This is a genomic window from Verrucosispora sp. NA02020, from assembly GCF_013364215.1.
Taxonomy (GTDB): Bacteria; Actinomycetota; Actinomycetes; order Mycobacteriales; family Micromonosporaceae; genus Micromonospora.
The window spans coordinates 1,949,279-1,971,237 of record NZ_CP054923.1; the positions used below are offsets into that span (position 1 = coordinate 1,949,279).

Annotated in this window: 18 protein-coding genes and 3 pseudogenes; 12 read left to right on the forward strand and 9 right to left on the reverse strand. The window is 71.0% G+C overall.

Going from position 1 to position 21,959, the window contains the following annotated elements; genetic code table 11:
• Positions 1-66: 66 nt before the first annotated feature.
• Positions 67-729: a leucine efflux protein LeuE gene (leuE, locus tag HUT12_RS08560; RefSeq protein ID WP_176093034.1), complete on the reverse strand. Its 663-nt coding sequence runs from the start codon at positions 727-729 to the stop codon at positions 67-69.
• Positions 726-1,970, reverse strand: a complete 1,245-nt coding sequence (locus tag HUT12_RS08565; RefSeq protein ID WP_176093035.1) for a bifunctional pyridoxamine 5'-phosphate oxidase family protein/GNAT family N-acetyltransferase — start codon at positions 1,968-1,970, stop codon at positions 726-728. Before HUT12_RS08565 ends, leuE begins: the two co-directional genes overlap by 4 nt.
• A 34-nt stretch (positions 1,971-2,004) precedes the next feature.
• On the opposite strand from HUT12_RS08565, the gene HUT12_RS08570 reads away from it, so the two are divergent.
• From HUT12_RS08570 to rny, 9 genes and pseudogenes are all read left to right on the forward strand, one after another.
• On the forward strand, positions 2,005-3,345 hold the full coding sequence (locus tag HUT12_RS08570) for an aminotransferase class I/II-fold pyridoxal phosphate-dependent enzyme (RefSeq protein WP_176093036.1): 1,341 nt from the start codon (positions 2,005-2,007) through the stop codon (positions 3,343-3,345).
• An 83-nt stretch (positions 3,346-3,428) separates the two neighbouring features.
• Positions 3,429-4,130 carry a UdgX family uracil-DNA binding protein gene (locus HUT12_RS08575; protein WP_176093037.1) on the forward strand — a complete coding sequence of 234 codons (702 nt, stop codon included), beginning with the start codon at positions 3,429-3,431 and terminating at the stop codon, positions 4,128-4,130.
• Between the two features lie 27 nt (positions 4,131-4,157).
• Entirely contained in the window at positions 4,158-5,564 is a 1,407-nt protein-coding gene (locus HUT12_RS08580) for an MFS transporter (protein WP_176093038.1), read from the forward strand.
• 5 nt (positions 5,565-5,569) lie between these two features.
• The gene (locus HUT12_RS08585; RefSeq protein ID WP_131053787.1) at positions 5,570-5,770 is read left to right on the forward strand and encodes a DUF3046 domain-containing protein; all 201 of its coding nucleotides are present in this window, start codon (positions 5,570-5,572) and stop codon (positions 5,768-5,770) included.
• A 185-nt stretch (positions 5,771-5,955) separates the two neighbouring features.
• A pseudogene (recA, locus tag HUT12_RS33140) lies at positions 5,956-6,570 on the forward strand (recombinase RecA); the annotation flags it as partial.
• 3 nt (positions 6,571-6,573) lie between these two features.
• Positions 6,574-7,662: pseudogene (locus HUT12_RS33145) on the forward strand (recombinase RecA); the annotation flags it as partial.
• Positions 7,663-8,094 (forward strand): annotated as a pseudogene (locus HUT12_RS33150) (DNA recombination/repair protein RecA); the annotation flags it as partial. It abuts the pseudogene before it with no gap.
• Positions 8,095-8,102: 8 nt separating this feature from the next.
• Positions 8,103-8,861, forward strand: a complete 759-nt coding sequence (locus HUT12_RS08595) for a regulatory protein RecX (protein WP_131053785.1) — start codon at positions 8,103-8,105, stop codon at positions 8,859-8,861.
• 583 nt (positions 8,862-9,444) lie between these two features.
• Positions 9,445-11,211, forward strand: coding sequence for a ribonuclease Y (gene rny / locus HUT12_RS08600; protein ID WP_131053784.1), 1,767 nt, complete (start codon positions 9,445-9,447; stop codon positions 11,209-11,211).
• Positions 11,212-11,281: 70 nt separating this feature from the next.
• On the opposite strand, the gene HUT12_RS08605 is transcribed toward rny, so the two are convergent.
• The 4 genes from HUT12_RS08605 to HUT12_RS08620 all read right to left on the reverse strand — a co-directional run bounded on the left by HUT12_RS08605 (position 11,282) and on the right by HUT12_RS08620 (position 14,700).
• The gene (locus HUT12_RS08605; protein WP_176093040.1) at positions 11,282-12,274 is read right to left on the reverse strand and encodes an amino acid ABC transporter permease; all 993 of its coding nucleotides are present in this window, start codon (positions 12,272-12,274) and stop codon (positions 11,282-11,284) included.
• Positions 12,271-12,978, reverse strand: coding sequence for an amino acid ABC transporter permease (locus HUT12_RS08610; protein ID WP_131053782.1), 708 nt, complete (start codon positions 12,976-12,978; stop codon positions 12,271-12,273). Before HUT12_RS08610 ends, HUT12_RS08605 begins: the two co-directional genes overlap by 4 nt.
• Positions 12,979-13,001: 23 nt before the next feature.
• A complete protein-coding gene (locus HUT12_RS08615; protein WP_131053781.1) occupies positions 13,002-13,880 on the reverse strand; it encodes a glutamate ABC transporter substrate-binding protein in 879 nt (292 codons plus the stop codon).
• A gap of 64 nt (positions 13,881-13,944) precedes the next feature.
• On the reverse strand, positions 13,945-14,700 hold the full coding sequence (locus tag HUT12_RS08620; RefSeq protein WP_131053780.1) for an amino acid ABC transporter ATP-binding protein: 756 nt from the start codon (positions 14,698-14,700) through the stop codon (positions 13,945-13,947).
• 182 nt (positions 14,701-14,882) lie between these two features.
• On the opposite strand from HUT12_RS08620, the gene selD reads away from it, so the two are divergent.
• Positions 14,883-15,872, forward strand: coding sequence for a selenide, water dikinase SelD (gene selD / locus HUT12_RS08625; protein WP_176093041.1), 990 nt, complete (start codon positions 14,883-14,885; stop codon positions 15,870-15,872).
• Between the two features lie 302 nt (positions 15,873-16,174).
• Positions 16,175-16,654, forward strand: a complete 480-nt coding sequence (locus HUT12_RS08630) for a hypothetical protein (protein ID WP_131053778.1) — start codon at positions 16,175-16,177, stop codon at positions 16,652-16,654.
• A 163-nt stretch (positions 16,655-16,817) separates the two neighbouring features.
• Here the strand turns inward: HUT12_RS08630 and HUT12_RS08635 are convergent, their stop codons facing one another.
• Complete coding sequence (locus tag HUT12_RS08635; protein ID WP_117226614.1) at positions 16,818-17,036, reverse strand: DUF2277 family protein; 219 nt, start codon at positions 17,034-17,036, stop codon at positions 16,818-16,820.
• A gap of 52 nt (positions 17,037-17,088) precedes the next feature.
• Here HUT12_RS08635 and miaB point away from each other — a divergent pair, with 52 nt between their 5' ends.
• The gene (miaB, locus tag HUT12_RS08640; protein WP_131053777.1) at positions 17,089-18,594 is read left to right on the forward strand and encodes a tRNA (N6-isopentenyl adenosine(37)-C2)-methylthiotransferase MiaB; all 1,506 of its coding nucleotides are present in this window, start codon (positions 17,089-17,091) and stop codon (positions 18,592-18,594) included.
• 46 nt (positions 18,595-18,640) lie between these two features.
• Here miaB and HUT12_RS08645 read toward each other — a convergent pair whose 3' ends face one another.
• Together HUT12_RS08645 and HUT12_RS08650 are read right to left on the reverse strand one after the other, a co-directional pair.
• Positions 18,641-20,074: an RICIN domain-containing protein gene (locus HUT12_RS08645; RefSeq protein ID WP_176093042.1), complete on the reverse strand. Its 1,434-nt coding sequence runs from the start codon at positions 20,072-20,074 to the stop codon at positions 18,641-18,643.
• A 418-nt stretch (positions 20,075-20,492) separates the two neighbouring features.
• Entirely contained in the window at positions 20,493-21,701 is a 1,209-nt protein-coding gene (locus HUT12_RS08650; RefSeq protein WP_131056901.1) for a DUF349 domain-containing protein, read from the reverse strand.
• Positions 21,702-21,959 lie beyond the last annotated feature (258 nt).

A 21,959-nucleotide genomic window follows, 5' to 3' on the forward strand; every position in this document is an offset into this window, starting at 1 on the left:
TCAGGCGTTAGCAGGGGACCCCTCCTTACAACAACACAACAACACACACGAGCCGCAGCCCTGCCCTCAACCCTGCGCGAGCTTGAGACCGAAGCCGAGGAACAGCGCGCCCACGGCGCTGGTCGCCCCGGCCGACAGTCGGCGGCGTTGCCTGAACTGGGCGGCCAGGAACGTGCCCGCGAAAATCAACGCGGTCAGGTAGAGCAGGCTGGTCACCTGTGCGATCAGCCCGAGCAGCAGGAAGGACAGTGCCGGCCAGGCATACGTCGGGTCGACGAACTGGATGAAGAACGAGATGAAGAAGAGGATCGCCTTCGGGTTGAGCAGGCTGATCATCATGGCCTTGCGGAACGGGCTGCGCATCTCCGCCGGCTTCGCGGCGTCGATCAGCCGAGGCGTGTCCGGGTCGTTGCGGTCGCGCCAGCGCCGCCAGGCGCCACGCAGCATGGTCACCCCCACATAGCCCAGGTACGCGGCACCCGCGTACTTGATCACGAGGAAGACCGGCGGGTACGCCTTGAGCAGCGAGGCCACTCCGGCGGCGGAGAGGACCATGAGCACCGCGTCGCCGACGAGCACCCCGCCGGCGGCCCGGTACCCGGTGCCCACCCCGCGCCGGGCGGCGGTGGAGAGGACGAAGAGCGAGTTCGGTCCGGGCAGCATGATGATGGCGACGGTGCCCAGCACGTACGTCCAGATGTCGGTGATCCCCAGCACGCCCGACATCATCCGGCCGCGCCGGCTCCCGAGAGAAGCCTTTCCCGCAGCCTGACCTGTGCGTTCGGCCACTCGTCGGCGGTCATCGAGTACTGCACGGTGTCCCGCCACGAGCCGTCCGGCCGCTGCCGGTGTCTGCGCAGCACGCCTTCCCGGGTGGTGCCGAGCCGTGCGATGGCCTGCTGCGAGCGTTCGTTGCGGATGTCGGTGTGCCAGACCACCCGGATCGCGCCGAGGTCGTCGAAGGCGCGGCCGAGCAGCAGCAGCTTGGCCTCGGTGTTGATTCCGGTACGCCACCAGGGTCGCCCGAGGTAGGTGTAGCCGATGGCCAGCGACCGCCGGTCCTCGTCGATCTCGTAGTACGAGGTGGAGCCGACGACGGCCCCGGTCACCGCACACCGTTGTGCCCAGGCGACCCGCTCGCCACGGTGCTGGGCGGCCAGCGCCGTGGCGATCTCGTCGCGCAGCGCCTCGGGGTCGGCCGGCTGGGGGACGCCCAGGTGCCGCCAGACCTCCGGGTCGGTGGTGGCCGCGTATATCTCGTCGGTGTGCGACAGGTCCAGCGGTTCCAGCCGGACGTGCGTGCCGTGCAGTTCGGTCGCCTGGTGCCACGGTGTGGCGGCCGGTCGCAGGTACGCCGGCACCGGCGCGGTGACCCCGGCGTCGGGTTGCGGCGGCCCGGCGGTCAGCCGCAGCGGCACCACCCCGGCCCAGTGGGGCAGCGCCAGGTCGGCGGGTTCGTCGCGGACGCCGCCGGTGCGCGTGCGGACGGAGACCTCGCGCAGCGGCAGCGCCATCAGGGCGGTCTCGGCCAGTTCCCGTCGGCTCGGCGGGCGGCTCTCCGCCGCACGGCCGGTGCCGGTCTTCTCCACCAGGGCGGTGAAGACCTCGGCCCGCAGATCGGTGTCGGTGACCAGGTGGGCGGTGCCGTGCGCGATCACCGAGCGGTAGTTGGCGCTGTGGTGGAACTGCGACCGGGCATACACCAGGCCGTCCAGCAGGGTGACCGCCACGCACACCGGCAGGCCGTCGCCGCGGGCGGCGAGTAGCGGCCGGCTGCCGGTGGAGCCGTGCAGATAGAGGGTGTCGCCGACGCGGACGTGCAGGGTGGGCAGGACGCGGGGCTCACCGTCCACGGTGAAGGCGAGCGCGCAGTGGTACGCCTCGTCGAGCACCGCGTGCGCGGCGTCGCGGTCGTAGCTCATCCGGTCCCGGGAGCGGCTGGCGGTGGTACGGGCGGTCGGCGTGTACATGCTGCCACCTTTGTTCTAGTACAATCTCTTGTTTGTGTCAGCACGCTATCAGGTGACCGGTGCGACGGCCGCCGAGATCTCGGCCAGCGTCGAATCGGGCATCCGCCACGCCGCCCTCGTCCCCGGTGATGCGCTACCGCCGGTCCGCACGCTCGCCGTGGAGCTGGCGGTCAGCCCGGCCACCGTCTCCCGCGCCTACGCCGACCTGCGTCGACGCGGCCTGGTCGTCACCGCCGGCCGGCACGGCACCCGGGTACGCCCCCGCCCGCCGGTGGCCGCCCGCCGCGCCGCCCTGCGCCCACCTCCCGGCCCCGGGCTGCGCGATCTCTCCGCCGGGCAGCCCGACACCCGGCTGCTGCCCCCGCTCGGCCCGCACCTGGCCCGGCTGGCCGAATCCGCCGGTACGCCGGTCGGCTACCCCGACGTCGGCGTGCTGCCGGAGGTCGCCGAGGCGGCCCGGGAACGACTGGCCGCCGACGGGATCCCGCCGGCCGAGGTGACTCTCACCGGCGGCGCGCTGGACGGCATCGAGCGCCTGCTCGGCGCGCACCTGCGTCCCGGTGACGCGGTGGCCGTCGAGGACCCGGGCTGGGCCAGCCTGCTCGACCTGATCGCCGCGTTGGGGATGCGGCCGATCGGCGTACCGGTCGACGACGACGGGCCGATGGTCGCCGGGGTGGCCGCCGCGCTGGCAGCCGGAGCACGGGCGCTGGTGGTGACCAGCCGGGCGCAGAACCCCACCGGCGCGGCCGTCTCCGCCGACCGGGCCGCCGCGCTGCGCGCCCTGCTCGCCGAGTACGCCGACCTGCTGCTGATCGAGGACGACCACGCCGCCGAACTGGCCCGGGTGCCGCTGCACCCGCTGGCCGGCGCGACCGCCAGTTGGGCCTTCCTCCGCTCGGTGAGCAAACCGTTCGGCCCCGACCTGCGGCTGGCCGTGCTGGCCGGGGACGAGACCACGGTGGCCCGGGTGGCCGGACGGGCCCGCGTCGGCGCCGGTTGGGTCTCCACCGTGCTGCAACGCCTGGTGCTCTCGCTCTGGCACGACCCGGCGGTGACCGCCTCGGTCGCGCGGGCCGCCGACAGCTACGAACGGCGGCGCGACGGGTTGATCGCCGCCCTGGCCGTCCGTGGCCTGCCCGCCCACGGACGCAGCGGCATCAACGTGTGGCTGCCGGTGGCCGACGAGACCCTCGCCGCGACCGTGCTGCGGGACGCCGGCTGGCTGGCCGCCCCGGGCGCGCTCTACCGCATCGCCGGTCCGCCCGCGTTGCGGATCACCGTCAGCGCGCTGGACGAGGAGGACCTACCGGCGCTGGCCGACGCGCTGGCCCGGGCGGCACGCCCTGCCGTACCCGCCGGGTTCAGTGCCTGACCGATCTGCCCGTGACCTGCCCGTACGGCCGAACTGCCGGCCTTGTTCGCGTGGCCCGCGCCACACCGGGTAGAACAGTCGCCATGGCCGACACCGACACCGCACCGGGCGCCCAACGGTTCATCCCGCCGCGCGCCGACACGCTCGACGACCTGCGCGCCGCCGCTGCCGGCTGCCGGGGCTGCGAGCTGTACCGCGACGCCTCGCAGACCGTCTTCGGTCGGGGCGACGCCGGAGCCCGGGTGGTCTTCGTCGGCGAGCAGCCCGGCGACCTGGAGGACCAGAAGGGACTGCCCTTCGTCGGCCCGGCGGGTCGGCTGCTGCGCAGGGCGGTCGACGACGCGGGGCTGGACCCTCGGCAGATCTATCTCACGAACGCGGTGAAGCACTTCCGCTTCGAGCTGCGCGGCAGACGGCGCATCCACCAGACGCCGGACCGGGTGCACATCACCGCCTGCCGGCCCTGGCTGGTCGCCGAGTTCGCCCGCCTGCACCCGGAGATCGTGGTGGTGCTCGGGGCGACCGCCGCGAAGGCGCTGCTCGGCCCGACGTTCCGGGTCACCCGCCAGCGTGGCGAACTGCTGCCCTGGCCGGCCGCCGCGCAGCATCCCGAGGACTTCCAGCGGGTCCCGGTGGACAGCGCCGGGCACACCGCCGACGCCCCCGCCGCCCGGCTGCTGGCCACCATCCACCCGTCGGCGGTGCTGCGCGCCGACAACCAGGACGTCGCCTACTACGGCCTCGTCGCCGACCTGAAGGTGGCGGCCCGCGCACTCACCCGGTGACCGTCCGGCGGTGCCACACTTGCCGCCATGCGCCCGCATCTGCACGAACGCGACCGCGACGAGTCCCCGGTGACCTCACCGGCGCCCGTCGACGTCGCGTCGCTCCAGCGGCGTACCCTGCGCCTGCTCTGCGGTACCCAGGTGCTCGGCGGGATCGGGGTGACCATCGGCTTCGCCGTCGGGGCGCTGCTCGTCGCCGAGCTCGCCGGCACCGCCGCGGCCGGTCTGGCGCAGAGCGCCGCCGTGGTCGGCGGTGCGCTGCTGGCCGTACCGATCACCCGGATCATCACCGGGCACGGTCGCCGGCCGGGCCTGGCCGTCGCGTACTGCGTCGGCGCGCTGGGCGGGACGCTGATCGTGGTGGCCGCGGCGACCGGGTGGATCCCGCTGCTCTTCCTCGGCATGTTGCTGTTCGGCGGCGGGTCCGCGGCCAACCTCCAGGCCCGCTACGCCGCCGTCGACCTGGCCGCCCCGGCCCGCCGCGCCCGGCACCTGTCGCTGGTCGTCTGGGCCACCACCGTCGGCGCGGTGGCCGCCCCGAACTTCGCCGCGCTGGCCGACCGCGTCACCGGTGGGTGGGGGCTGCCGGCGCTGTCCGGACCGTTCGCGTTCAGCGCCGTCGCGTTCGTGCTCGCCGCCGGCGTACTCCTGGTGCGGTTGCGGCCCGACCCGCTGCTGACCGCACGCCGTCTCGCGGCGGCGGTCCCCGACGGTCCCGGTGGGGATGTCACCGTGTCGGCCGGTGCGCAGTCCATCCCCGCGCCGCCGCCCTCCGGCGACCCGGTGACGGCCGAGCCCGTGCCGGTGCCGTCGGCCCGGCGCGGTGCGGGGATGCGTGCCGCCTGGTCGGTGGTACGCGCCCGCCCGGCCGCCCGACTCGGCGTGGCCGCCGTGGCCGTCGGCCACCTGGTGATGGTGGCCGTGATGGCGATGACCCCGGTGCACCTGCGCGAGTTCCACCCGGTGGACGAGGTACTGCCGGTGGTGGGGCTGGTGCTGAGCATGCACATCGCCGGCATGTACGCGCTCGCCCCGGTGGTCGGCTGGCTCGCCGACCGGCTCGGCCGCCGCGCGGTGATCCTCGGCGGGGTCGGCACGCTGCTGGCCGCCTGCGCGGTCGCCGGCACTGCCGGCCACCACACCCCCCGGCTGGTCGTCGGGCTGGTGCTGCTCGGGCTCGGCTGGTCGGCGACCATGGTGGCCGGCTCCACGCTGCTGTCGGAGTCTGTGCCGGACGCGGTACGCCCCAGCGCCCAGGGCCTGTCCGACCTGCTCATGGGGCTGGCCGGTGCGCTGGCCGGCGCGATCAGCGGGTTTGTCGTGCAGGTGTCGGGATATCCCGTGCTGACCCTGCTGGCGGCGGTCGCGGTCGCCCCCCTGCTGGCGCTAGCGTTGCGGCCGGTGCCGGTGGGCGCACCGGACGAGGAGGACTGATCGACGTGCGGCTGACCGACTTCTGGACGCGGCTGGAGGAGGCGTTCGGCCCCGGGTACGCGGCCAGCATCGCCCGTGACCAGGTGCTGGCGCAGCTCGACGGGCGGACCATCGAGCAGGCGCTCGCGGCCGGTGCCCAGACGCACGTGGTGTGGCGTGCGGTGGTCGCCGCCTACCCTGACCGGGTGCCCGCCCGGCTACGCTGAGCAGCCGATTCGTTACTTCCGCGTGTCCCTTGCCGACTCGTACACCTGTTCGGCTATTGTCCACAGCGGGGTGCTCGTCCACAGATCACGGCCCGTCGGCTGGTTTTCTGTCGGACCCAGCGCCTAGCGTGTCCCGCGTGACGCGAAGCTCAGGAAAGACGCCGGCGAAGGCAGGGGTGGCAACGATGGCGGCAGGGCCGGACCGGGAGAAGGCGCTCGACCTTGCTCTCGCTCAGATCGATAAACAGTTCGGCAAGGGCTCGGTGATGCGGCTCGGGGAGCGGCCGATCATCCAGACCGCGGTGATCACCACCGGCTCCATCGCCCTCGACGTCGCGCTCGGCGTGGGCGGCCTGCCCCGGGGTCGGGTCGTCGAGGTCTACGGCCCGGAGAGCAGCGGTAAGACCACGGTCGCCCTGCACGCGGTGGCCAACGCCCAGCGGGCCGGCGGCATCGCCGCGTTCATCGACGCCGAGCACGCGCTCGACCCGGAGTACGCCAAGGCCCTCGGCGTCGACACCGACGCCCTGCTGGTCTCCCAGCCGGACACCGGTGAGCAGGCGCTGGAGATCGTGGACATGCTGGTCCGCTCCGGCGCCATCGACATCATCGTGATCGACTCGGTCGCCGCGCTGGTGCCGCGCGCCGAGATCGAGGGCGAGATGGGCGACAGCCACGTGGGTCTGCAGGCCCGGCTGATGAGCCAGGCGCTGCGGAAGATCACCGGTGTGCTCAACAACACCGGCACCACCGCGATCTTCATCAACCAGCTCCGCGAGAAGATCGGCGTCATGTTCGGGTGCATGTCGTACTCGACCCGGGTCACCCTGGCCGACGGCACCCAGGAGAAGATCGGCAAGATCGTCAACCAGCGGATGGACGTCGAGGTCCTCTCCTACGACCCGGAGACCGACCGGGTCGAGCCGAAGCGGATCGTCAACTGGTTCAACAACGGTCCGGCCGAGCAGTTCCTCCAGTTCACCGTCGCCAAGTCCGGCGGCAACGGGCGGGCGCAGTTCGCCGCCACCGCCAACCACCTGATCCGCACTCCCGGCGGCTGGCGCGAGGCGGGCGAGGTGATCGCCGGTGACCGGGTGATGCTGGCCGAGGCGCGGCGCCTCAGCGAGCAGCAGTGGCAGGTGGTGCTCGGATCGCTGATGGGCGACGGCGCACTCTCGCCGAACCGCCGGGACCGTTCCGGCGTCCGTTTCCGTCTCGGGCACGGCGCGCAGCAGGTCGACTACCTCGACTGGAAGGTCTCGCTGCTCGGTAACATCGGGCACTCCCGGCGCACCGACTCCCGAGGCGCGGCCTTCGTCGACTTCACTCCGCTGCCGGAGCTGGACGAGCTGCGGCGGGCCGTCTACCTGGGTGACGGCAAGAAGCACCTGAGCTGGGACTATCTCAAGGCGCTGACGCCGCTCGCCCTCGCGGTGTGGTACATGGACGATGGCTGCTTCACGGTCCGGTCCACGGGTGCGCAGGCGCGCACGGCGGGAGGGTCCGGCCGGATCGAGATCTGCGTCGAGGCGATGGCGGAGGGCAGCCGCGACCGGCTGGTCGCGCACCTGCGGGACGCGTACGGCATGGATGTGAAACTGGTTTCCCGTGGGGCTCGGCAGACGGCGTCGATCATCTTCACCACCGAGTCGTCGGCGAGGTTCCAGGAGTTGGTCGCTCCGTACGTGCCGGTGGCGATGGAGTCGAAGCTACTGCCGCGGTTCCGTGGCCGGTACGCCGTCGAGCCGCAGTTCGTTCCGGAGGAGCTCACTCCGGTTCCTGCCCGGGTCATCGACGTGCAGGTCAAGCCGAAGACCCGCTCCATGAACCGGTTCGACATCGAGGTGGAGGGCAACCACAACTACTTCGTCGACGGGGTCATGGTGCACAACAGCCCCGAGACGACGACGGGTGGTCGGGCGCTGAAGTTCTACGCCTCGGTCCGGCTCGACGTGCGCCGCATCGAGAGCCTCAAGGACGGCACCGACGTGGTCGGTAACCGCACCCGGGTCAAGGTCGTGAAGAACAAGGTGGCCGCGCCGTTCAAGCAGGCCGAGTTCGACATCATGTACGGCAAGGGCATCTCCCGCGAGGGTTCGCTGATCGACGTCGGCGTCGAGCAGGCGATCATCCGCAAGTCCGGCGCCTGGTACACGTACGACGGTGACCAGCTCGGCCAGGGCAAGGAGAAGGCCCGCGAGTTCCTCCGGGAGAACCCGGACGTGGCCGCCGAGATCGAGAAGAAGATCCTGGAGAAGCTCGGCGTCGGGGCCGGTGCGGGCGATGCCGCCGGTGGCCCGGAGCTGCCGCCGGTCGACTTCTGATCTGACTCATGGCTGGACGACGTGCGCGCACGGGGCGGGGCTGGGATGCCAGTCCGCCCCGTGCGGCCGATGGCACCCCTCGCCCCCGCCGAGGTCGCCGCGCCGCCGGTGACGAGTTCGACCCGGCCGCCGGTCCGCCCGACGACGAGACGGGCCCCGGTGCGTCGGCGGTCGAGGAAACGGCGGGCGGTCGACGGACGAACCCGCCCCGGGACGAGGCCGAGATGGCCCGGGAGATCTGCCTGCGGCAGTTGGCGGTGCGTCCGCGCACCCGTGCCGAGTTGGCCGCCGCGCTGGCCCGGCGGGGCATCTCCGAGGAGACCGCCGTCGGAGTCCTCGACCGGTACGACGAGGTCGGCATCATCGACGACGCCGCGTTCGCCCGGGCCTGGGTGAGCAGCCGGCACGCCGGCCGTGGGCTGGCCCGCCGGGCGCTCGCCAACGAGCTGCGCCGGCACGGCGTGGACGGTGAGACCGCCAGTGAGGCGCTCGGTGAGTTGGACGAGACCACCGAGGCGGAGACCGCGCGGGCCCTGGTGGAGCGCAAGCTGCGGACGGCCCGAGGTGAGCCGGACGCGGTGTTCCGGCGACTGGTCGGCATGCTGGCCCGCAAGGGTTACCCCCCGGGCGTGGCGATCCGGGCGGTGAAGGACGCCCTGGCGGCGCAGAGCGCCGAGGCGGCCGAGTTCGCCGAGCGACTCGACGCGGACGCCTTGATCGACGCCGAGGGGGACGCTGCGGGCGGTCCGGGCGGTCCGGGCGACTGACCGGAGGTTCGCTCGGACATCGGTGGCGTTTGTCCGCTCACGTCCGACTCTTCAGTGGCTCAGGGTGACTGGGTGACTTCTCTCCGTCCGGGTGGTTTGATCATGACTTCTTGACCGGAGGGCGTTGGAGTCCTAGCCTCGCCATAAAGGCTCACATTGCCCGACCGGCGCAGGCTAAGCGCACAACATAGATCTCGTAACAGAACAGCATCACTTTGGCCGGTTTCGCCGGCTGCATACGTCGACCGGACAGGCCGGTCCGGATCGGCGTGACAACTGCACCCGGCCCGCCGACGGTCCCCGTGACCTCGTCGGCGGAGGAAGCCATCCCACGGCCAGGCGCTCCGGTCGGGCGTCCAGAGCCGTAGGAGCGTGTCCACCGGCATGCTGCTGCGGCGCGACGTTCAGGGGAGGCGCGCCATGTCGAGGCGGTACGGGTCCATCGGGTGGCCGGCATGAGCGGGGGAGCGGGCGCACCCGCCGAGGCGGGGGCCACCGACGACGGTGAGCAGAGTCCGGGGTCGCCGGGGAAGCCGACGCCCCGCGTCGCGGCGACCGGTGACGCAGCCCGGGGGGCCGCCGGATGAGGGGCCTGGACGTGGTGCTCCTGGTCGCCGTCCTGTTGCTGACCGTGGTCGTGCTCGGTGCGGCCTTCCTCGGGTTGCGGGTGCTGCGCGGCATGCAGTCACGCCCCGCGCCGGAGGATCCCGCCTACATCGCGGAGAAGGACCGTCGGGAGCAGTCGCTGGCGGCGTTGCGGACCGCCGCCGACGAGGTGAACAGCACCATCGACGTGGCCAAGTCGGCGGCGTCCGCCGCGCGCGCCGAGGCGGCGGGGGCCAAGGCGGAGGCGAAGTCGGCCCGAGCGGAGGCCCGCCGGGTGCTCGACGACGCCCGCGCCGAGGCGGACGCCGTACTGGAACGGGCGCACAAGCAGGCCGAGGCGGACGCCGAACAGTTGCGGACGGCGGCCCGGCGCAGCGGTGAGCGGGAGGTGGCGGTGCTCGCCGCGACCACCCGGGAACAGGCCGCCGAGGTCGAGCGGCGGGCGACCCGGATGGACGAGCGGGAGCGGCTGCACACCGAGGAGGTGGAGCGGCTCGCCGAGCGGGAGCGCCAGCTCACCGCCGCGAATGCGGCGTTGGCGGCTCGTGAGGCGGCGCTGGCGGTCCGGGAGACGGAGTTGACCGAGGCGGAGAACCAGCGGCGTCGGGAGCTGGAACGGGTGGCCGGACTGACCGCCGACGCGGCCCGGACCGAGCTGGTCGAGGCGATCGAGACCCAGGCCAAGCGGGAGGCCGCGCTGCTGGTGCGGGACATCGAGTCCGACGCCCGGTCGACGGCCGAGCAGCGGGCCCGGCACATCGTGGTCGACGCGATCCAGCGGGTGGCCAGCGAACAGACCGCGGAGAGCGTGGTCAGTGTGCTGCACCTGCCGGGCGACGAGATGAAGGGCCGGATCATCGGCCGGGAGGGCCGTAACATCCGGGCCTTCGAGTCGGTCACCGGCGTCAACCTGATCATCGACGACACCCCCGAGGCGGTGCTGCTCTCCTGCTTCGACCCGGTACGCCGGGAGGTGGGCCGGTTGACCCTGGAGAAGCTGGTGCTCGACGGCCGGATCCACCCGCACCGGATCGAGGAGGTGCACGACCTGGCCCGCCAGGAGGTCGACCAGCTCTGCCGGCGGGCCGCCGAGGACGCCCTCGTGGAGGTCGGGATCACCGAGATCCACGACGAGCTGATCACCCTGCTCGGGCGGCTGCGCTACCGCACCTCGTACGGGCAGAACGTGCTCAAGCACCTGGTGGAGACCGCGCACATCGCCGGGGTGATGGCCGCCGAGCTGCGCCTGGACGTGCCGTTGATCAAGCGCTCGGCGTTCCTGCACGACATCGGCAAGGCGCTCACCCACGAGGTGGAGGGCAGCCACGCCATCATCGGTGCCGACGTGGCCCGCAAGTACGGCGAGAGCGAGGACGTGGTGCACGCCATCGAGGCGCACCACAACGAGGTGCCGCCGCAGACCGTCGAGGCCGTGCTCACCCAGGCCTCCGACGCCTGTTCCGGCGGACGGCCGGGGGCACGGCGGGAGAGCCTTGAGGCGTACGTGAAGCGGCTGGAGCGGATCGAGGAGATCGCGGCCGGCAAGCAGGGTGTGGAGAAGGTCTTCGCCATGCAGGCGGGCCGGGAGATCCGGGTGATGGTCAAGCCCGACGACGTCGACGACATCGGCGCGGCGGTGCTGGCCCGCGACGTGGCCAAGCAGGTCGAGGAAGAGTTGACCTACCCGGGGCAGATCCGGGTGACGGTGGTACGCGAGTCCCGGGTCACCGAGATCGCCCGCTGACGCCGATGGCCGGTCGGTGGCTTCTCGCCTCCGACCGGCCATCCGGTTCGTGTGGTGCTCCTGATCGAGGTCAGGTGGCCGTGCCGGCGACCGCCACGTCCTGGCCGAGGCCCGGCTCTGCCCGGCTCGGGGTCGCGTCGTCCTTCGGCGTGTTCTTGATCGTCCGACGGCCCTGGGCGAGGCGGCGCTGGGCGTACTCGGCGAGCTTCGACAGCAGGTAGTTGACGGCGATGTAGATGACGCCGACGACGAAGTACACCTGGATCGGGTTGTCCAGCACCTGGATGACGAAGCTGCTCTTCCGGAGCACCTCCTCGTAGCTGATGATGAAGCCCAGCGAGGTGTCCTTGAAGACCACGACGAGCTGGCTGATCAGCGCCGGGAGCATGATCCGGAACGCCTGCGGCAGCAGGATCATCCGGGTCGCCTGGAACGAGGTCAGACCGATCGCGTCGGCCGCCTCGCGCTGGCCGCCGGGCAGGCCCTCCATGCCGGAGCGGAGGATCTCACCGATGACCACACCGTTGTAGATGGTCAGGCCGATCACCAGGTACCACAGGATGCTGCCCAGGTCCACGCCGAGCACCGGCAGGCCGCTGGCGCAGAAGAAGATCGTGATGACGACCGGCAGTCCCCGGAACACCTCGACGAAGAACTTGGTCACGCCGTTGAGCACCCAGCTCAGCCCGCGTACGGCCAGGGCCACCGGCGGCGCCAGGGTGGTGAAGCGACGGCGCATCAGCGCCTTGAGCTGCACCCGCAGGATGGCGAGCAGGGTGCCGAAGACCAGCGAGCTGACGATGGCCAGCGCGGCGGCGATCAGCGTGGCCTGGAAGCCCTGGCCGAGCTGGGTCCACACCTGGCCGAAGACCTCGTTGCTCGGGTCGATCAGCGGTCCCCACTTCTCCATCGCGAACTGCTCACGCTCGTCGAGCGGCTTGTACACGAGGAAGTAGGCACCGGCGACGGCCGCGACGGCGGCGAGCACGCTGGAGATGATGGTGACCCGACGGGCGCGCGGACCGGGGGCGTCGTAGAGGACCGACATCGTCTGGTTGCTCATCGGGCCACCGCCTGCCGGCGCTCGATCCGGTCCAGCATCAGGCCGAGGGGGACCGTGAGGATCAGGTAGCCCAGGCTGATGCCGATGAAGACGGGGATGATCGGCAGGCCACCCACACTGGTGAGTGCCTGGCCACTGGCGGAGAGGTCTCCGGCGACGCCGAAGAAGCCGGCCAGCGCCGAATTCTTGATCATGGCGATCAGCACGCTGCCGAGCGGCACGATCGCTCCTTTCCATGCCTGGGGCAGGACGACGAAGCGCAGGTTCTGCGTGAAGGTGAGCCCGATGGCCCGAGCCGCCTCGGCCTGGCCGCTCGACACACCGTTCACACCGCTGCGGACCGCCTCGGCCACGAAGGCGGCCGTGTAGACGCTCAGCGCGATGAACGCGAACCGGAAGTAGGGGAGATCGGTGCCCATGCGCTGGAAGATCGCGTCCAGCCCCGGGATCCGGAGGAAGTCGGCGTTGGACCCGAGTGCCGGGAGACCGAACGCCGCGAAGAACATGACAATCGTGAGTGGACAGTTGCGCAGCACCGTGACATACGTTCCGCCGAGCCACCGCAGTGGCGGCACCGGCGAGATCCGCATGACGGCCACGAGAACGCCGAGGATCAACGCCCCCGTGGCCGACAGGATGCAGAGCTGAAGAGTGACAAAGAATCCACTGCGAAAGACGTCGAAATTGTCGACGAGGACGTTCACGAAATCACCCTTCAGCTAAGGGATCAGTAGCGGTCGACGGTCGGGATCTTCGGGTCGGTCGAGTCGACCTTGCCCGCGGTGTTCTTCCAGGCCTCCAGGTAACGGCCGTCGGTGAAGGACGCCTCGAGGGTGTCGTTCAGGAAGGTGCGGAAGTCGTTGTCGCCCTTCTTGAGGCCGATGCCGTACGGCTCCTCGGTGAAGGTCTCACCGGCGAGCTTGAACTGGCCCTCGTTCTGCGACATGTAGCCGGTCAGGATCACGTTGTCCGTGGTGATCGCGTCCACCTGGCCGCCCTTGAGGGCGTCGAGGCACTTGGTGTACACGTCGAAGACGACGAGCTGCTCGGCGACGTTGCTCAGGTACGGCTCGATGTTCTTGGCCGGGGTCGAACCCTGCACCGAGCAGATCTTCTTGGTGGTCGTCTTGAACGAGTCGGGGCCGGTGATCTCGTTCTCGTCGGCCCGGACCAGGATCGTCTGGCCGGCGATGTAGTACGGCCCGGCGAAGTCGATCCGCTCCTTGCGGGTGTCGTTGATCGTGTAGGTCGCGATGACCAGGTCGACCGCCGACTCCTCGATCCGCTGCTCGCGGACGGCGGACGGGGTCTCGACCCACTCGATCTTGCTCGCCGGGATGCCCAGCTCGGCGGCGATGACCTTGCCGACCTCGACGTCGAAGCCCTGCGGGTCGCCGTCGAGGCCCTTGAGGCCGAACAGCGGCTGGTCGAACTTGGTGCCGATCTTGATGGACTGGGCCTTGTTGAGGCGCTCCATCGTGCTGCCGGCGGCGAAGTCCTTGGTCTCGCCGGTGGCGGCGTCGTCGGCGTCGTCCCCGCCGCAGGCGGTCATGCCGAGGGCGAGGGTGGCTGCCGCGGCAACGGCCGCTATGCGCTTAATACGCATTTTTCATCTCCTTCTGCGACAAAGCTCCGCCGCCGGGGGGACGGCGTGCTCGTATTCGGTCGGACTAGTGAGTGAGGATCTTGGAGAGGAAGTCCTTGGCCCGGTCGGTCTTCGGGCTGGCGAAGAACTCGTTCGGGGTGGACTCCTCGACCAGCTTGCCGTCGGCCATGAAGATGACCCGGTTGGCGGCGTGCCGGGCGAAGCCCATCTCGTGGGTCACCACGACCATGGTCATGCCGTCACGGGCCAGCGAGGTCATCACCTCCAGCACCTCGCCGACCATCTCCGGGTCGAGTGCGCTGGTGGGCTCGTCGAAGAGCATCGCCTTGGGCTGCATGGCCAACGCCCGGGCGATCGCGACGCGCTGCTGCTGACCGCCGGAGAGCTGGGCCGGGTACTTGTCGGCCTGGTTGGCGATGCCCACCCGGTCGAGCAGGGCCAGACCCCGCTCGCGGGCCGCCGCCGGCTTCTCCTTGCGCACCTTGACCGGGCCAAGGGTGACGTTCTCGAGGATCGTCTTGTGCGCGAAGAGGTTGAAGGACTGGAACACCATCCCGACCTCGCTGCGCAGCTTCGCCAGGGCCTTGCCCTCGGCCGGCAGCGTCTGGCCGTCGAACGTGATGGTGCCGGAGTTGATCGGCTCAAGTCGGTTGATCGTGCGGCACAGGGTCGACTTGCCGGAGCCGGACGGGCCGATGACCACGACCACCTCACCCCGGTTCACCGACACCGAGACGTCGTCCAGTACATGCAACGGCCCGAACCACTTGTTGACCGAGTCCAGCACGATGAGCGGTTCGCCCGTCGTCACGTCGTCCACCGTCCCCCTCATTGCTTTGAGGGCCGGATGACCCTCGGTTAGCGGCCACTGTAGGCGGGGCGACATGTCGGTAGACAACTCAGTTGGTCACGGAGCGGTAACACCGACCCGGATCCTGACCTGAAGTCCGAAATTGCCGGTGAGCGCTGGTGCTCACACCGAGTGACGGAGATCATGGGGCTATGACCGAGGCAGTGCGGCTGACGCGGTACGCCCGTGGCGGCGGATGTGCGTGCAAGATCCCACCCGGCGAGCTGGAGGCGATGGTGGCCGGGCTCGGTCCCGCCGCCGGCGCGGCCGACCTGCTGGTCGGGCTCGATCACGGCGACGACGCGGCGGTGGTCCGGCTGGACGAGCGGACCGGCGTGGTGACCACCGCCGACTTCTTCACCCCGGTGGTCGACGACGCGTACGACTGGGGCCGGATCGCCGCCGCCAACGCACTCTCCGACGTGTACGCGATGGGCGGCACCCCGTTGGTGGCGCTCAACCTGCTCTGCTGGCCCCGTGACGTACTGCCACTGGAACTGGCCCGCGAGGTGCTGCGCGGTGGCCGGGACGTGGCCCGGGAGGCCGGCTGCCACCTGGCCGGCGGGCACAGCGTGGACGACGACGGTCCCAAGTACGGGCTGGCCGTCACCGGCCTGGTCCGGCCGGAGGAACTGATCACCCTCGACGGCGGGCGTGCCGGACTACCGCTCTCGCTCACCAAACCGCTCGGTGTCGGCGTGCTCAACACCCGGCACAAGAACACCGGGGAGAACTTCCCCGAGGCGGTCGCCGCGATGACCACGCTCAACCGGGACGCGGCCCGGGCGGCGGTCGCGGCCGGCGTGCGCTGCGGCACCGACGTGACCGGATTCGGTCTGCTCGGCCACGCGTCGAAACTGGCCCGGGCCAGCGAACTCACCGTGGTGATCGACACTGCCCGGGTGCCCTGTCTGGCCGGCGCCTCGGAAGCGGTGCGGGACGGGTATGTCAGCGGCGGCTCCCGCCGCAACCTCGAATGGGTGACCCCGTGGACCGACTTCGGCGCCGTCGGTGAGGCCGAGCGACTGCTGCTGGCCGACGCGCAGACCTCGGGCGGCCTGCTGGTGGCCGGCGAGGTGCCGGGCGCCCCGGTGATCGGCGAGCTGAGGCCGCGCAGCGAACACCGGATCGTCCTGCGCTGACGGTCGCCCTGCGCTGACGGTCGTCCTGCGCGGGTCTCGGGCCGAGCCCTGGATCGGCCCGCACCGACCCGCGCCGGACGCCGGATGGCGCTGCGTCGACCCGGCGAGCCGTTGCGTGGGAGCGCGGACCATACCCGATAAACTGTCACCTTCCCGCTACGTCGAGCGATGTGACGTCGGGAAATTTTGCCCAGAATGGTCACAGACCGGTAACTTGCCCCCGGCTTGGGGCAAATGCCCCCCACCATCGTCAGTAAGGCCCGATCCGGAGGCCGGTGGAACGAGCACAGCGAGGAGGCGGCATGACCGAGCTGTGGAACTGGAGAATCGACCAGGTGCGACCGGTGGAGGTCTACCCGGCACTGGCCGAGGCGCTCGGTCGGGTGGTCATGCCCCTGGCCGTGGCCGACCCGACCCGGTTGCCAACGTACGCGGTGATCTGCGACGTGTGGCAGGCGCCGGGGGAGTTCGCCACGATCGTGGACAGTTACGGCGTACCCGACGGGTTGCCCGAGCTGCCCAGCGTCGCGGCGCTGGCCCGGCTGCTCGACCGCAACTGCCTGCTGCGCGACGACACGCTCGACGAGACCCGGCACCTGCTGGTCGCACCCGACGGGAGCATCCGTCCGGTGCACTTCGACGTGCGGGAGACCGACGACGGTGAGGTGCTCAGCGAGCGCCGCCTCTGCACCGAGGCCGACTCGCGCTGTCGGGGCTGGTCCCGGTGCCACCGCTCGCGGTGGACCCCGGACTCGGTGAACCCCGCCCTCGCCGCCGCCTGAGGTGTAAGGAAGGGCCCCTTCTTAACGCCTCGTGCAGAGCACGGGCCCCCTCTTAACGGCGCGAGCCGCCAAGACGAGGGTTGCTGTTAACAAGGGTCCCTTCCTCTACCGCAGGCGTTAACAAGGTGCCCTTCCTTGCACTGAGCGGCACCGGGGGTGCGCGTCAGCTCGGGCGGGCGCCGCGGACCACGAGTTCGTCGAGCAGCGTGCGGGTGGCAGCGGCGACCGCGGCCACCGCGGCGTCGAACGCGGCGGCGTTGTGCGCCGCCGGCGCGCGGAATCCGGAGATCTTCCGGACGTACTGCAACGCCGCGGCCTCCACGTCCGCGTCGGTCACCTGTGGGGTGTACGGCTCACGCAGGGTCTTGATGCTTCGGCACACGGCTCCTCCTCGTTCCGCCCCGTTCCACGGGTCCGGCTACGCTTTGCACGTCATGACTACCGCAGCGGCGGGCGGCCCGCGCACCTACCAGGTGCGCACCTACGGCTGCCAGATGAACGTGCACGACTCCGAGCGCATTTCCGGCCTGCTCGAACAGGCGGGATACATCCGCGCGGGCGAGGCCGACGACACCCCGGACGTGGTGGTGTTCAACACCTGCGCGGTCCGCGAGAACGCCGACAACCGACTGTACGGCAACCTGGGGCACCTGCGGCCGGTCAAGGACCGGCACCCCGGGATGCAGATCGCGGTCGGCGGCTGCCTGGCGCAGAAGGACCGCGGCGACATCGTCCGCAAGGCGCCCTGGGTCGACGTGGTCTTCGGCACCCACAACATCGGTTCGCTGCCGGTGCTGCTGGAGCGGGCCCGGCACAACTCGGCCGCCGAGGTGGAGATCCTCGAAGCCCTCGACGTGTTCCCGTCGACGCTGCCGACCCGCCGCGAGTCCACGTACGCGGGGTGGGTGTCGATCTCGGTGGGGTGCAACAACAGCTGCACCTTCTGCATCGTGCCGTCGTTGCGGGGCCGGGAGAAGGACCGCCGTCCCGGCGACATCCTCAGCGAGGTGCGGGCGCTCGTGGACGAGGGCGTGCTGGAGGTGACGCTGCTCGGGCAGAACGTCAACTCGTACGGCGTGGAGTTCGGCGACCGGTACGCCTTCGGCAAGCTGCTGCGCGCCTGTGGGGAGATCGACGGGCTGGAGCGGGTCCGGTTCACCAGCCCGCATCCGAAGGACTTCACCGACGACGTGATCGCCGCGATGGCCGAGACGCCGAACGTCTGCCACTCGCTGCACATGCCGTTGCAGTCCGGCTCCGACGAGGTGCTGCGCGCGATGCGCCGGTCGTACCGGTCGGAGAGATACCTGGGGATCATCGAGAAGGTCCGCACCGCGATGCCGGACGCGGCGATCACCACGGACATCATCGTCGGGTTCCCCGGCGAGACCGAGGCGGACTTCGTGCGCACGCTGGAGGTGGTCCGCGAGGCGCGGTTCTCCTCCGCCTTCACGTTCCAGTACTCGAAACGCCCCGGCACGCCCGCCGCGACGATGGACGGCCAACTGCCCAAGCAGGTGGTGCAGGAACGGTACGAGCGGTTGATCGCCTGCGTCGAGGAGATCACCTGGGCGGAGAACCGCAAGCTGGTCGGCGAGACCGTCGAGGTGCTGGTCGCCGTCGGGGAGGGCCGCAAGGACGACCGCACCGGCCGGATGTCGGGCCGGGCCCGCGACGGCCGCCTGGTGCACTTCGCGACGGGCACGGTCGAGGCGGGCTCGATCCGGCCGGGCGACATCGTGCACACCACGATCACCTACGCCGCCCCGCACCATCTCAACGCCGACGGGGAGCCGGTGTCGCACCGGCGGACCCGGGCCGGTGACGCGGCCGAGGCGGGACGCGCGCCGCGTACCCCCGGGGTGTTGCTCGGGTTGCCGTCGGTCGGCGCGCCGACCGTGGTGCCCGCGCCGACCAGCGGCTGCGCCGTCGCGACCTGAGAGCCGGTCGGGGCCCGGCGTGCCGCGCCCCGACCGACCCGCGCGGTCAGACCGAGATCCGTCCGGCGCCCGCGCCGCCCGTCACGATCGACTTGACGTTGCTCGGCGTGTCCAGGGTGTACGCGTACGGGATGCCGGCCACGCTGCCGCCGCTCTGCCCGCCGCCCGAGTTGACGAAGTGGTTGTTGCGCGCCACCAGTGAACCGGGGCCGGAGTCGCCTTCACCACGGTGGAACGGGTCGGGGGTGTTCTCGAAGTAGTTGCCCTCGACCAGCACACCGGCGTTCATCGTGGACGCCACGCCGTAGCCGCGTACGTTGCTGTAGAAGTTGTTGTAGACGTGCACCGGGTTGCCGAAGCGGACCCGGGGGTTGCGCTGGTTGCTGCCGTCGAACCAGTTGTGGTGGTACGACACCCGCAGCTTGCCGACGTCCTGGCCGGCGTTGTCGTCGCTGTGTCCGAGCAGCATCGTCTTGTCGTGGCTGAACACCCGGTTCCACGACACGGTGATGAAGTCGGAGCCGCGCTTGATGTCGACCGCGCCGTCGTAACCACTGCTGAAGGTGTTGTGGTCGACCCAGATGTTGGTGGCCGACTGCTCGATGTTGATCGCGTCGTCGCCCCAGTTCCGGAACGTCAGGTTCCGGATGATGACGTTGCGGTCACCGTTGATGGTGAAGCCACAACCGGCGATCGTCGCGCCCGCGTTGCCGAGGATGGTCTTGTTGGACCGGACCCGCAGCATCCCCGAGCAGTTGATGGTGCCGGAGACCCGGATCACCGCCGCGCTGCTGGAGCCGAGCGCGCTGGTCAGCGCCGAGGCGGTGGTGACCGTGGTGGTGCCGGCGCTGCCGCCGCCGCTGGTGCCGCCGTTCTGGGTGGCCCAGCCGACCAGTCCGGTCTGCGGGCCGGGGTTCGGCGGGGGAGTGGTGCCACCACCGAGCCGGACCAGTTGCCACCGCTGGTTGGCGCCGTCGACGTCGGCGTACTGCGAGACGATCCCACCGTCGGCGGTGGACCACTGCCACACTTCGAGGGCCTTGTTGCTGTGCCGGCTGACGAACCGGACGTCGCCGTTGGCGGAGTCCGCGAGCCGGAAGTGCTGCTTGGTGTCACTGCTCGCGGTGACCTGGGTGACCTGCACGCCGTCGTTCGAGTTGGGGATGCTCACGACCTTGCCGGAGTGCCGGTTGCGGAGCTGGTAGTAGCCGCTGCCCACGTCGACGAACTGGAACTGCTGGTTGTTGCCGTCGGCGCGGGTGAACTGCCGGATCTCGCCGCCGTCGGCGGTGGACCAGTTCCACAGGTCCATCGCCTTGCCGCTGTTGCGGTTCACGAACACGTAGTACGCACTGGTGTCGACGGTCGCCGCCGTGGCGGGGGCGGCCGTCACCGCGACGAGCGCCGTGGGCAGCGCGACCGCCGTGGCGGCCAGCGCCGCGAGCCGCCGGGTCAGGCGACGCGTGACGAATGCAAGCACGGAGATTTCTCCTCATCCTCGGGTACGCGGAACGGGCCGGACGACGCGTGGTGTTCGCGGACCGACTGTCGCTGCCCGGACGCGTCCGCGATACGGCCCGCCACGTTCGGGTGCCGGTGGTGCGTCCCGTGGCGCTGGCCTCGATGCGTCATCCGGTCGGCAGGGGGTACGCCCCGGCGCCGGTGACTGCCCTGCCCAGTGGCAGCGGTGCCGTGGCGGTCGCGGAGTGCGGCCTGCCGTCGGACGAAGTGGGTCGGAGTGGCTCGGCGTGTCTGGCCCCGGAGGGCAAACGCTTTCCCCAGATAACCATAGAATCAACTCGATGTAAATGTCGTACGTTCACATCGCCCTGACCAGGAGTTCCGGCAACGGAAAAGCCCCGGCTCCCACACGGGGACCGGGGCTTCGCCAGGTGCGTTCAGCCGGCCTGTTCGGCCAACTGGAGGAACTGCCGCTTGGAGGCGAGCGCCTGCTCGGCCTCCTTGATCCGTCGGGCGTCGCCGGCTGCCTGGGCGCGGGCCAGCCGCTCCTCGGCCTCGGCCACCTGGGACCGCATCTGGGCCAGCAGCGGGTTGTCCTCGCGGGTGGTCCGGCGCCAGGCCGAGTCCATCACCTCGCGGACCTTCTCGTCGATGGTCCGCAGTCGGCGCTCCAGCCCGGCCGCCGCCTCCCGGGGGACCCGGCCGGCCTCGTGCCACTGTGCCTGGATGTCCCGCAGCCGGGCCTGCGCGCCCTTCGGGTCGCCCTCGACGTCGAGTGCCTCGGCCTCGGCGAGCAGCGCCTGCTTGCGCTCCAGGTTGGCGCGCTGTTCGTTGTCACGCGCCGAGAAGACCTCACTGCGCCGGGTGAAGAAGGCGTCCTGCGCGGCCCGGAACCTCTCCCACAGCCGCTGCTCGGCCTCCTTGGAGGCGCGCGGTGCGGCCTTCCACTGGTTCATCAGCTCCTTGAGCTGGTTGGCCGTGGACGCCCAGTCGGTGGAGTCGGAGATCTTCTCGGCCTCGGCGACCAGCTCCTCCTTGACCGTCTGCGCCTGCTTGCGCTGCGAGTCCAGGGAGGCGAAGTGGGCGCCCCGGCGGCGGGTGAAGCCGTCCCGGGCGGCGGCGAACCGCTTCCACAGCTCGCCGTCGGTCTTCTTGTCGACCCCCCGGATGGTCTTCCACTCGTCGAGGATCTCCTTGAGCCGGTCGCCGGCGGTCTTCCAACCGGTCGACTCGGCGGCCAGCTTCTCGGCCTCCTCGACGAGCGTGGTCTTGCGCGCCAGTGCCTCGGTGCGGGCGGCCTCCTTGGCGGCCCGCGCCTCACCGGCCTTCTCCTCGGCCACCGTGGCGAGCTTGTCGAGCCGGGCGGCGAGGGCGTCGATGTCGCCGACCACGTGCGCCTCGGCCAGCGACGCGCGGATGCGCCGGATCGTGCTCAGCGAATGGTTGGCGTCCGCTGCGCCGGAGTTGAGCCGCGCCTCGGTCAGATCCACCTCGGTCACCAGGTCGGCGAAGCGGCGCGCGAAGTGCGCCAACCCCTCCTCCGGTGCCCCTGCCTGCCAGGATCCGACCACCCGCTCGCCCTCGGCGGTCTTGACATAGACGGTGCCGTCCGCGTCCACCCGTCCGAAGGCAGTCCAGTCGCTCATGTGCCCATCCTCGATCTCCCGGTGCCCAGGGAGTCGCCTCCCGGGCCCGCCACGGCGCAGTCAAAGTTCTCCGGGCATTGTCACAGGTCCGCCCCGGTCCGCGTCGAGCGCCTATCGCCGACCGTGACCATACGGTGTCCTAGCCCTCTGTCATCACCGTCCGAACCGGCGTGCCGCTTTTCGCCGAACGGCGTACGGCCGAGGGACCCGCCGGCAGGCCGGGGCGGCCGGTGCGCGACGGTCCCGGACCGGCCGCCC

Bases quoted from the DNA above. Each gene is read 5' to 3' on its own strand.
- rny (WP_131053784.1), top strand. From the start codon at position 9,445: ATGAGGGGCCTGGACGTGGTGCTCCTGGTCGCCGTCCTGTTGCTGACC.
- miaB (WP_131053777.1), top strand. From the start codon at position 17,089: ATGACTACCGCAGCGGCGGGCGGCCCGCGCACCTACCAGGTGCGCACC.
- HUT12_RS08650 (WP_131056901.1), bottom strand. From the start codon at position 21,701: ATGAGCGACTGGACTGCCTTCGGACGGGTGGACGCGGACGGCACCGTC.
- HUT12_RS08605 (WP_176093040.1), bottom strand. From the start codon at position 12,274: ATGAGCAACCAGACGATGTCGGTCCTCTACGACGCCCCCGGTCCGCGC.
- HUT12_RS08595 (WP_131053785.1), top strand. From the start codon at position 8,103: ATGGCTGGACGACGTGCGCGCACGGGGCGGGGCTGGGATGCCAGTCCG.
- leuE (WP_176093034.1), bottom strand. From the start codon at position 729: ATGATGTCGGGCGTGCTGGGGATCACCGACATCTGGACGTACGTGCTG.
- HUT12_RS08580 (WP_176093038.1), top strand. From the start codon at position 4,158: ATGCGCCCGCATCTGCACGAACGCGACCGCGACGAGTCCCCGGTGACC.
- HUT12_RS08615 (WP_131053781.1), bottom strand. From the start codon at position 13,880: ATGCGTATTAAGCGCATAGCGGCCGTTGCCGCGGCAGCCACCCTCGCC.
- HUT12_RS08630 (WP_131053778.1), top strand. From the start codon at position 16,175: ATGACCGAGCTGTGGAACTGGAGAATCGACCAGGTGCGACCGGTGGAG.
- HUT12_RS08565 (WP_176093035.1), bottom strand. From the start codon at position 1,970: ATGTACACGCCGACCGCCCGTACCACCGCCAGCCGCTCCCGGGACCGG.
- HUT12_RS08575 (WP_176093037.1), top strand. From the start codon at position 3,429: ATGGCCGACACCGACACCGCACCGGGCGCCCAACGGTTCATCCCGCCG.
- selD (WP_176093041.1), top strand. From the start codon at position 14,883: ATGACCGAGGCAGTGCGGCTGACGCGGTACGCCCGTGGCGGCGGATGT.